The following is a 10,570-nucleotide window of genomic DNA, read 5'->3' as shown; positions in this document are numbered from 1 at the left end:
GGCCCGGCCCTGCCCGAGCAGGTAGGCCGCCGAGCGTTCCGCCAGCCAGGCGGCCTCCGGACTGTCGGCCTCCAGACGGTCGGCATCGGTGGGGTCGGTGGCGTCGACGTCGGTGTCGGTGGCGTCGAGCACGGCGAGCGTGTGCGGGAGTAGCTCCCGCCAGGCGGGCCAGGCTTCCGGGTTGGCGGTGACGGCGTCGGGCAGGGCCGCGCGCAGCATCCGGGTCATGGTCGCGACGATCTCGTCGGCCTGGTCGGGGCTGGTGTGGGTGTGCACGGCGGCCCGCACCAGCCGGTGCATCGTCACGGTGTCCGCGTCGCGGTGGGCCAGGCCGTACCGCTCCAGGGCGCCGACGGTGTCGGCGAGGGCGAGCGGGTCGCCGGCCGCCGCCCGTAGCCCGGAGTCCGGAGTCGGGGATTGCGTTCGGCTCGGCGGTGAACAGCCGGATTGGGATCGGTTCGTTGTCGCCGTGCGCGACGATCCGCAGCAGGTGGCCGGCGGCCGGTGCCTCGGCGTCGAGCCGGCGGATCGGCTCGTCCCAGAGGGTGGCGGCGGTGGCCCCGGGCCGTCCGCTCACCTCCCCCTGCGCCAGGAGGACCTCCGGCCGGTCAATTAACACCTGAAGATAGGTCTCGGCGGGAGTGCGGCCGGTGCTGATGCGGTGGGCGGCCTGGTCGAGGGCGAGCGGGTGGTCCCCGAGCCGCTCGGCGATCCGGTCGGCGACCGTCCGTTCGACGGCGGGCAGCCGGCCGGCGAGCAGGGTGACGGACTCGGCCCGGTCCATCGGTCCGACCCGGCACGACCGGGCCGAGATGGTCCCAGCCGGGGTTGCGGGAGGTCAGCAGCAGCCGGCCGGGTTCGGCGGGCCGCAGCCAGGCCGGCAGCGTGTCGGCGTCGGCAGCGTCGTCGAGCACGATCAGCCAGCGGCCGTCGGCCCGGCCGAGGTTCGCGATCACGGCGGCCGGTTCCGCGTGGCCGGGTAGGCCCACCGCCGGGGCGAGCTCGCGCACCCGCTCGCCGATCAGCTCGGGGCGTTCCGCCGGCACCCACCACACGGCGTCGAGATCCGCCCGGTGCTGGCGGGCGTACTCGGTGACCAGGCTGGTCTTCCCGATCCCCGCGATTCCCGTCACGGTGACCAGCGGCGAGCGGGACAGCGCCTCGTCGAGCCGGGCGAGCGCGGCCGTCCGGCCGACGAACCGGGCGGGCTGGTCCGGCACGTTCCACACCGCCGGCAACTCCGGCGGGAAGATCCCCCGCCGGCCGGGGAAGCCCGGCGGCTGTTCCGGCTGTGGCCGGTCGCCACGCAGGGCCGCGAGCAGGCTGGCCCGGACGGCGATCTCGCTGCGGTCGACCGGGACGAGCTGGCCGAGCAGACCGGGCAGCGGCCGGTCCGCCACCCTGGTCACCAGCAGCCGGCGTTCGCCTCCGGTCGGGTCGGCCGACCACGCCGCCGCCCATTCGGCGACCGCGGGCGAGGAGCGCAGGTAGCCGTCGGAGACCACCGCGACCGTGTGCCGGGCCTGGCTCACCGCCCGGTCCAGCCACCCCACTCGGTGCGTCCCCGCCGGCGCCCAGGACTCAAGCAGGACCTGGTAGCCGGCATCCTCCAACGTCCCGGCGATCCATTCGGCCCAGGCCCGCCCGTCGTCCGCGTACGACACGAAACAGTCGGGAGCGCCGTGCCCATCGCCCCCGCCGGTCACCGTCCCAGCATGGCATAGTCACCGAAACGGATTAACCGAGGATGGCGTCGATCGCTCGGTAGACGCGTTCCTCGGAAACCGGGTACGGGGTGCGCAGGCTCTGCGCGAACAGGCTCACCCGCAGCTCCTCGATCATCCAGCGGAGGCGCCGGATCTCGGGCACCGGCTCCCGGCCGGCGGGGACGGTGGCGAGCAGCTCCCGATAGGCGTCCTGGACGCGCCCGACGGTCGCGGTATTGAGCCTGTCCCGCCCGGGATCGCGGGGCAGCCGCTCCAGCCGCCGTTCCAGCGCGGTCAGGTAGCGGACGAGGTCCGCCAGCCGGTCGGCCCCGGTGTCGGTGGCGAATCCCCGGTAGATCAACGAGGTGAGCTGGTCGCGCGCGTCGGCCACCGACGCCGCCACCGCCGGGGCACGCAGCTCGCGCAGCGCCAGATCGACCGCGTGGGCGAGGCCGAGCACCTGCTGAACCTCGCGGACCACCTCGAAGGCGGCCTCGGGCAGCCCCGCGCGTACCGCGGCGAGCAGCGCGGTGAAGCCCGCCTCGTCCCAGGCGGGCCCGCCGGCCGCGGCGATCAACCGGTCGGCGGCGGCCCGCACGCAGTCGTCCAGCAGGTCGGCGGCGTCGCGGTGCGGGTTGTGGCTCAGGGCCAGCTTCGCGGCGTTCGACAGCCGGGCGTTGAGGCCGCGCACCGGGGAGGGGACGCCCAGCAGCACCAGGCGCCGGGTGCCGGCCCACATCAGCTGGCGCTGTTCGGCCTCGGTGCCGGCGGCCCGCACCGCGACCGAACCGCCCTCGTCAACCAGCGCCGGGAACGCCTTCACCACGTGGCCGCCCGCCGCGTTGCCGCCCGCCGCGTTGCCGCCGCGGCGCAGCTCGACGACCTTCGGCAGGGTGCCGAGGTCCCCCCACGCCCGCAGGCCGGCCCGCTCGAGGCCGTCCGCCGCGGCGGCGACGGCCTCCCGGGTCCTCGGGCGCAGCCGCTCCTTGATGGCGTCGAGGTCCTTGCCCTCGGCCAGCACCCGCCCGCCGGCGTCCTCCACCCGGAAGGTGAACCGCAGGTAATCCGGCACACCCGTCAGCGACCAGGAGTCGCGCGGGATCTCCGGCCCGCCCATCCGGCGCAGCTCGTGTTCCACCGCGGTGAGCAGGGGCACCTGGCGTGGCGTGATGTTCGCCAGGACCGCCTTGGCGTAGTTCGACGCCGGGACGAAGCTGCGCCGCACCGCCTTCGGCAGCGCCCGGATGAGGGCGGTGACGAGCTCCTCGCGCAGCCCCGGCACCTGCCATTCGAAGCCCTCGGCGCCGACCTGGTTCAGCACGGCCAGCGGGATGTGCACGGTGACCCCGTCGGCCGCCGAGCCCGGTTCGAACTGGTAGCTCAGCGGCAGCGCGAGGTCGCCCGCCTGCCAGACGTCGGGGTAGTCGGCCTCGGTGATTCCCTCGGCGCCCGCGGAGACGAGCATTGAGCGCGGGAAGTCGAGCAGGTCCGGGGTCGTCCGGCGCGCCTTGCGCCACCAGGCGTCGAAGTGCCGGGCGGACACGATATCCGCGGGGATGCGCTCGTCGTAGAAATGGAACAGCGTCTCGTCGTCGACGACGATGTCGCGCCGCCGGGCCCGGTGCTCCAGCTCCTCGACGTCGGCGAGCAGCTCCCGGTTGGCGTGGAAGAAGGCGTGGCGGGTCTGCCAGTCACCCTCGACCAGCGCGTGCCGGAGAAACAGCTCCCGGCACAGGGCCGGGTCGACCCGGCTGTACTGGACCGGCCGGGAGGCGACGATCGTCACCCCGTACAGGGTCACCTTCTCGTCGGCGAGCACCGCGCCCTGCCGGCGCGACCAGCGCGGCTCGCTGTACGTGCGATGCACCAGGTGGGCGGCGAGCGGCTCGATCCAGTCCGGGTCGATCCGCGCGGCGGTGCGGCCCCACAGCCGGGAGGTCTCCACCAGCTCGGCGGCCATCACCCAGGCGGGTGGTCCGGACGGCCGCTTCGGCGCGTCCTCGCCCGCCGGGTCCCCCGGGTCCGCCAGCGCGGCTGTCGGGTCCGCCGACGTGGCTGTCGGCCCGGTGCGCTCGGCGCGGTTCGACCGCCGGGCCAGGGCGGAGCCCGGCCAGAGCGCGAAGCGGCCGCCGCGGGCGCCGGCGTACTCCCGGCGCTCCGGGTCGTAACGACCGATGTGCGACAGCAGCCCGGTCAGCAGGGCCTGGTGCACGGCCCGTGGATCGGTTCGTGGATCGGCCGCGCCGGAGCCGTCATCCCGGGGGGTGAGCCCCAGGCCGCGGGCCACCGCGGCGAGCTGGCCGTGCACGTCCTGCCATTCCCGGATGCGCAGGTAGTTGAGGAACTCCGTGCGGCACATCCGCCGGAACTGGTTGGCCGACAGCTCGCCGCGGGCGTCGCGCAGGTAGTTCCACAGGTTCAGGTACGCCAGGAAGTCCGAGGTCGGGTCCGCGAACCGGGCGTGGCGGGCATCGGCCGCCTGCTGGTGCTCGACCGGGCGCTCCCGGGGATCCTGGATCGCGAGCGCGGCGGCGATGACGAGCACCTCGCGCAGGCAGCCCTGCTCGTCGGCGGCGAGCACCATGCGGGCCAGCCGGGGATCCACCGGGATCTGCGCCAGCCGCCGGCCGAGGGGAGTGATCCGGTGGCGGGGATCGGCCGCGGTGGCGTCGAATGCCCCCAACTCGGCGAGGAGCAGTTCGCCGTCGCTGATCTGGCGGGGGTCGGGTGGATCGAGGAACCCGAACGTGGCCATCCCGCCGAGGCCGAGGTCGGCCATCCGCAGGATGACCGAGGCCAGGTTCGTCCGCAGGCTCTCCGGATCGGTGAACTCCGGCCGGCCGGCGAAGTCCTCCTCGCTGTAGAGGCGGATGCAGATGCCGTCGGCGGTCCGCCCGCAGCGCCCCTTGCGCTGGTTGGCGGAGGCCTGTGAGATCGGTTCGATGGGCAGCCGCTGCACCTTGGTGCGGTGGCTGTAGCGGGAGATCCGCGCGGTGCCCGGATCGATCACATAATGGATTCCCGGCACGGTCAGCGAGGTCTCGGCGACGTTGGTGGCCAGGATCACCCGCCGTCCGGTGTGCGGCTGGAACACCCGGTGCTGCTCGCCGGCGGACAGGCGGGCGTAGAGCGGCACGATCTCGGTGTTCGGCCGCTGCTCGCGGGTGAGTGCCTCAGCGGTGTCGCGGATCTCCCGTTCGCCGCTGAGGAACACCAGGATGTCGCCCGGGCCCTCCGCGCACAGCTCGTCGACCGCCTCGCTGATGGCCTGGGTCTGGTCGCGCTCGACCTCGCCGTTCTCCCTGCCGGTCCTCCGCCCGTCGGCCGGGCCGCTGGCCGATCCGCTGGCCGGTCCGTCGGCCGCCGGGACGAGTGGGCGGTAGCGGACCTCGACCGGATAGGTGCGCCCGGACACCTCGATGACCGGGGCGTCCTCGAAGTGGGCGGAGAACCGGGCCGTCTCGATCGTCGCGGAGGTGATGACAATCTTGAGATCCGGCCGGCGGGGGAGCAACGACCGCAGGTAGCCGAGGATAAAGTCGATGTTGAGGCTGCGTTCGTGCGCCTCGTCGATGATGAGCGTGTCATAGCGGCGCAGCTGGCGATCGGAGGAGATCTCGGCCAGCAGGATGCCGTCCGTCATGAGCTTGACCAGCGTGTTCTCGTGCACCTGGTCGGTGAACCGGGTCTGGTAGCCGACGACGCCGCCCGCCTGGGGAGCCGGGGTGCGCAGTTCCTCCGCGATGCGGTCGGCGACGGTACGCGCGGCGATTCGGCGCGGCTGGGTGTGCCCGATCATCGCCCGGATCCCGCGGCCGAGCTCCAGGCAGATCTTCGGTAGCTGGGTGGTCTTGCCGGACCCGGTCTCCCCGGCGACGACGACCACCTGGTGATCCCGGATCGCGGCGAGGATCTCGTCCTTGCGCTGGGTGACCGGAAGGATGTCGGGGTAGTCGAGCGTCGGGACGCTGGCCCGGCGCCGCTCCACCTGCAGCGCCGCCCGGTCCACCTCGGCGGCGATGGCCTGTAGGGCCCGCTGGCGCGCGGCGGGCTCGCGGGTGCGCCGGCTCTCGGCGAGCCGTCGGCCTAGCCGATGGGCGTCGCGAGGAGACAACCCGGTCAGCCGCGCGGACAGCTCCGCCGGTGGTACTGGGCCTGCCGGTGCTACTGGGCCTGCCGGTGGTGACGGCTGCGGCTGCGGCGTGGGCGGCCTGGGCGGCGTGGCGGGAGGATTCAAGAGCTGCCTTTCCACACGTCGTCAAGCCTAGGACACAGCTGTCCCGGCGGCGTTGCATTCCTCCGGCCCGTCGGGCGGTGGCGGTGACTCTTCGGTCAGCGAATTTTGGGGACCTGAGCACGGTCTGCGGTCCCTGGACCGTGACTAGCTCCCCCGAATGGGAGGTCGGGCCGTCCCGTTACCTTTTCGACGGATGAGCGGTCCGACGGATGAGAGGCGAGCCGGTCCTTTGCGGACCAAGGCGAGGCGCCGCCGGTAGCCTGCCAACGGCCCGCCCGGTCGGCGGTGGGTCGCTGCTCGACGCCGTCGCGGCCTCTATACCGTCGCAAGCTTGTCGTCGACAGGAACCTCGATGCTGAGGGGACAGAGCCATCATGATGATGAGGTGCGAAGTCGGCCCCTACCCTGGTCCGGGCGACCTCCCCGGGCCGAGCAGGGCGTGACTGCCGACGGGCGGGAGGCGGCCTCGCCCGGGGTGCGGGAGCCGGTCCCGTCCGGGGTGCGGGAGCCGGTCCCGCTCGCGGCGCCGGCATCCTCCGCCGCCACGGGCACCGCCGCTACCGCCTCCGCGGGCACGGTGGCCGCCTTCGGGGAGGGCACGCTCGAGCTGGGCCGAGCCTCCGTCGAGCTGGGCCGGGCTTACCAGGCGCTGGAACAGGTCATGGGGCGCGTCCTCGTTACTCTGCGGGCGGTCGCGGTCCTGCTGACGGTGTGCTACGTCGCGGTCTGGCGCTGGTACGACCACAGGCCGGCGGCGATGGCCGTCGCGGGGCTGACGGTCATCGGCGGTCTCGTCTTCTGCGTCGTCAGCCTGCGACGCGGGATCCGTCGATCGATGACCACCAGCACGGTCGCGATGTCGACGGTCCTCGCCCTGACGGCCTCGTCCTGGTTGCCGCCCGCTTCGGTGGGGGACAGCGGGAACTTCGTCTTCCTGACCGCCATCAACGCCGGGATCGTGACGGTCTGGACATTTCCGACGGCCGTCGCGTCGGTCCTGCTCCTGACGCTGTGCGGCGCCACTCTCGTAGGCGGCTGGGGCCACAACCCCCAGGTCTTCTCTCAAACCGCCATGCTGCTGATCATTCCCGGTCTACTCGGGCTGGCGATCGGTCGACTGCGCCGGATCGCCCGTACGGCCGACCATCGCTGGGCGAACGTTGTGGCCCGGCACCGCAGCGAGGCGGTGGTCCTCGCCGTCGCCCGCGACCGCCGGGAACGGGAGCGAGTCATCCACGACACGGTGCTGAACACCCTGACCGGCATCGCCTGGGGCGGGGGACGGGACGTGGCACTCACCCGGCGTCGATGTGCGCAGAGCCTCACCGCCGTGCGCGGCCTGCTCGACCGGGACGACGAGGTCGGTCCGCCGATCGGCGATCGGTTGGCCGAGGCCGTCCGCGACGCCGCTCGACGGGGGCTGCAGGTCAGCCTCGAGGACCGGCGTCTCCCAGCCGTCGCGGGGGAACCTCCCGGTGAGCCCCCGGCCGTGGTTGTGGAGGCCTTCGTCGGAGCGGTCGGCGAGGCGCTGGTCAACGTGGAACGGCACTCCGGCACCCGGCGTGCCTCGCTGCTCCTCGGCGGTGGCCCGGGCCTGCTCATCGTGACGGTGTCCGACGCCGGGTGCGGCTTCGACCCGCAGCGGGTCGACCCCGCCCGGCTCGGGCTGCGCGAGTCCATCGTCGGACGGCTGGTGGACGTCGCCGGGACCGCCCGCATCGACGCGCGCCCGGGGCAGGGCACCGTTGTGGAACTGCAGTGGCACGCCCCGGACGCGACGACGGGGCACGTGACGCGACCACAGCCGAGCGATGATCGCGGCGATCGGGGTGATCGCGGGGCCGGAAGGGTCGGCGGGCGGGTCGGCGATCGTCGGGACGTCGCCGCGATCGCCGCCGAGCTACGCGACGCCTATGCCGCCGGGCTGCGCCGGGCGCTCGGGCAGATCGCCGGGCTGTGGCTGATCATCATGCTCGTGCCGTTGGTCGGCACGGGTGGATGGGTGCGGACGATGGCTGGAGCGGGAGCGATGTGGCTGCTGGTGGCCGCGCTCACCGTCGCCTTCGTCCGGCGCGGACGGAGTCGGCCGATCAGCGGTCCCGAGGCGGCCGTGCTGCTGTTCCTGGCCCTCGCCGTCGCCGTCGCCGGCATAGCGAACACCGTCGGCGCGGACATCGTCCGGATCGCGGACTGGCCGTTGCTCGTGCTTCCCCTGCTCCTAGCGTTCATCACCGCCTCCCGGCCACTCTGGGAATGGGTGGGTGCGCTGCTGGTCGCGATCGCCATGATGATCGTTGCGGTGTTCCTGCGTGGTACCACCGAACCGCTGGTGCTGGCGCGGCTGGGGGTACTGATCTACGGTGCGTGCGGGGTGCAGATTGTGACCGCGATGCTGGGTCCCCTGCTGCGCGGCACCGCGGAGACGACCGCCCGCGCCCTGGCCGCCGAGGCTGAGGTCGCCGCCCAGGTGGATGCGTTCACCATGATCAGGTGGGAGCGGGCGCAGTGGTTGCACACCGTGGGGTGGGAGGTGCTGCCGTTACTCGACGGAGTCGCGGGCGGTTGGCTGGACCCACGGGAAGCCGCCGTTCGGAGCAGGTGCGCGATACGGGCGGCCGCCGTCCGTCGCATGATCACCGGGGGTGGTCCGTCGTCGGCGCTGGCGGACCTCGACGCGGTCGTCGCCGACGCCGAGGCTGCGGGAATGACCGTCCAGATCCAGCTGTCCGGCGATCTGCGGCTCGCGCCAGCTCCCGTGCGGGCCATGGTGGCCGATCAGGTGCGGGAGGTGCTCGCCGCCGTCCCAGGCGGCCGGGCGATTATGACGGTCCTGTGGACGCCGGCCGGCGGCAGTGTTTTCGTCTCGCTGCCCTGGCCGCAGGGCCTGCCGCCCCCGCAGCTCGGCTGCGGGGGAGAGGACCCGGGCGGGATCGAGGTCTCGGTGGAGCTGGACGATCGGTGTCTCAGCCTGGAGCTGACCTGGCCGGCGAGCGCGGTCACGGACCCGACCAGGCGGGTCGAGCCGATCGGCGGGATGGCGGAGCAGTAGGGCCGGCAGGCCGGCAGAACGGCGAGCCGGCAGAACGGCAGGCCGGCCGAGTAGTAGGCCGGCGGGCCGGCGGAGCAGCCGGTCGGTGAGCTGGGAGCGAACCGCGTTCAGAGCTCGGTGATGATGCGCCGTAGCAGTTCGGGAGTGTCACCCGGGGTCGTGCTGTCGACACTGAGCCGGTTATACACCTCCATGTACCGGTCAACGTCCTCGCGCTTGTCGAGGTAGGTGGAACCGGTGAGCTGCTCCAGGTAGACCACGTCCGGCAGGTCCATTTCGGGGAAGCGGAGGATCGTGAAGGCCCCACCCTCCGCCGCGTGGCCGCCGAAGGAGAACGGCATCACCTGCAGAGTGAGGTTCGGTAGCTCGGACGCGGTGATGAGGTGTTCGATCTGGGCCCGCATCACCTTCGGCCCGCCGATCGGCCGACGCAGCGCCGCCTCGTCGATGACTATCCAGAGCCGTGGCGGGTTCTTACGGTACAGCAGCTTCTGCCGGTTGAGCCGCACGTTAACCCGGCGCTCGACGACGGCGGCCGGTAGGTGATCACTACCCTGCGTGATGATTGCTCGGGCGTAGTCCTCGGTCTGCAACAGGCCCGGAATGAACTGGAGCTCGTAGGTCCGGATGAGCTGGGCCGCCTCCTCCAGACCGATGTACGGCTGGAACCAGGACGGGAGAACGTCGTTGAAGTTCTGCCACCAGCCAGCGGCGTTCGCCTCCCGGACAAGGGCCAGCAATGGGGCGCGCTCTGCATCGTCCGTGACCTGATAGAAGGTCAGCAGGTCGGCGACGTCGCGTTCTTTGAAGCTGACGCGGCCAAGCTCCATCCGGCTGATCTTCGACTCTGAGGCGCGGATGTGGTAGCCGGCGGTTTCCCGGCTGATGCCCTTCTCCTCGCGAAGTCGACGGAGCTGAGAGCCGAGCAGGATCCGACGTACGGTCGGTCCACTTCCCGGCTGAGCTGTCGTCACGGTCGGCCCCCTCGCCATGGTCAACACAAGAGTAAGATACTCGATCTTCTGGTTCCGGATGGGTGGCTGGTTCTCTCGTCTGGGTGACACTCGCGTGTTGAGCGTGGTGAGGATTATTTGTATACACGCTCACGGGGAGCGTCGACGGCGGGTCTCCGTTTAACGGGGGATGAGGATGCCCCCGGCTGTCGGGTACGGGCGCAATGGTGTGGACGATGACATGTCCGGACATTCCACTCTCACGGTGCCAGATTCCAGGGGGCGTGAGGACTTCGGGCCCTGGACGGCGATCGTGTACTTCCTACTGTTGCTCTCCACGGCTCCGCTCCTCTTCGCTCCTCCCCCCACTCTCCCGTCGGGTTCCCCTCCCCGTCGGGTTCCCCCGGACCCGGCGACCGGTCCCGCAGCCACGTGTCCCCTGGCCGCCCGCCCCGTGGCATCTACCCCGCGGCCACCAGCTCTCCGTCGTGCCGCCTCTCCGACCGTCCCGCCCCTCCTCCAGGCCTCGGCCTCCCGCCGCGGGTCTCTCCGGGTTCACTCCGACGCGCTCTTCGCCGGCGCGCTGGTTCTGGTGCACGATCTCCGTCGAGTGCTGTTGAGGTGT

4 protein-coding genes and 1 pseudogene are annotated in these 10,570 nt (G+C 72.3%); 1 reads left to right on the top strand and 4 read right to left on the bottom strand.

Annotated features, from left to right (window positions below):
• From ACY45C_RS08575 to hrpA, 3 genes and pseudogenes are all read right to left on the bottom strand, one after another.
• Positions 1 to 306, bottom strand: a pseudogene (locus tag ACY45C_RS08575) (hypothetical protein); the annotation flags it as partial.
• A 302-nt stretch (positions 307 to 608) separates the two neighbouring features.
• Entirely contained in the window at positions 609 to 1,706 is a 1,098-nt protein-coding gene (locus ACY45C_RS08570) for a toll/interleukin-1 receptor domain-containing protein (RefSeq protein WP_462187089.1), read from the bottom strand.
• 31 nt (positions 1,707 to 1,737) lie between these two features.
• Positions 1,738 to 5,820, bottom strand: a complete 4,083-nt coding sequence (gene hrpA, locus ACY45C_RS08565; protein ID WP_462187088.1) for an ATP-dependent RNA helicase HrpA — start codon at positions 5,818 to 5,820, stop codon at positions 1,738 to 1,740.
• 508 nt (positions 5,821 to 6,328) lie between these two features.
• Here hrpA and ACY45C_RS08560 point away from each other — a divergent pair.
• Positions 6,329 to 8,992, top strand: coding sequence for a sensor histidine kinase (locus tag ACY45C_RS08560; protein WP_462187087.1), 2,664 nt, complete (start codon positions 6,329 to 6,331; stop codon positions 8,990 to 8,992).
• Positions 8,993 to 9,099: 107 nt separating this feature from the next.
• Here the strand turns inward: ACY45C_RS08560 and ACY45C_RS08555 are convergent, their stop codons facing one another.
• Positions 9,100 to 9,966: a helix-turn-helix domain-containing protein gene (locus tag ACY45C_RS08555; RefSeq protein ID WP_462187086.1), complete on the bottom strand. Its 867-nt coding sequence runs from the start codon at positions 9,964 to 9,966 to the stop codon at positions 9,100 to 9,102.
• Between the last annotated feature and the right edge of the window lie 604 nt (positions 9,967 to 10,570).

The organism is Frankia sp. CcWB2 (genome assembly GCF_977927585.1).
This window is presented reverse-complemented; position numbering and strand designations above follow the sequence as displayed.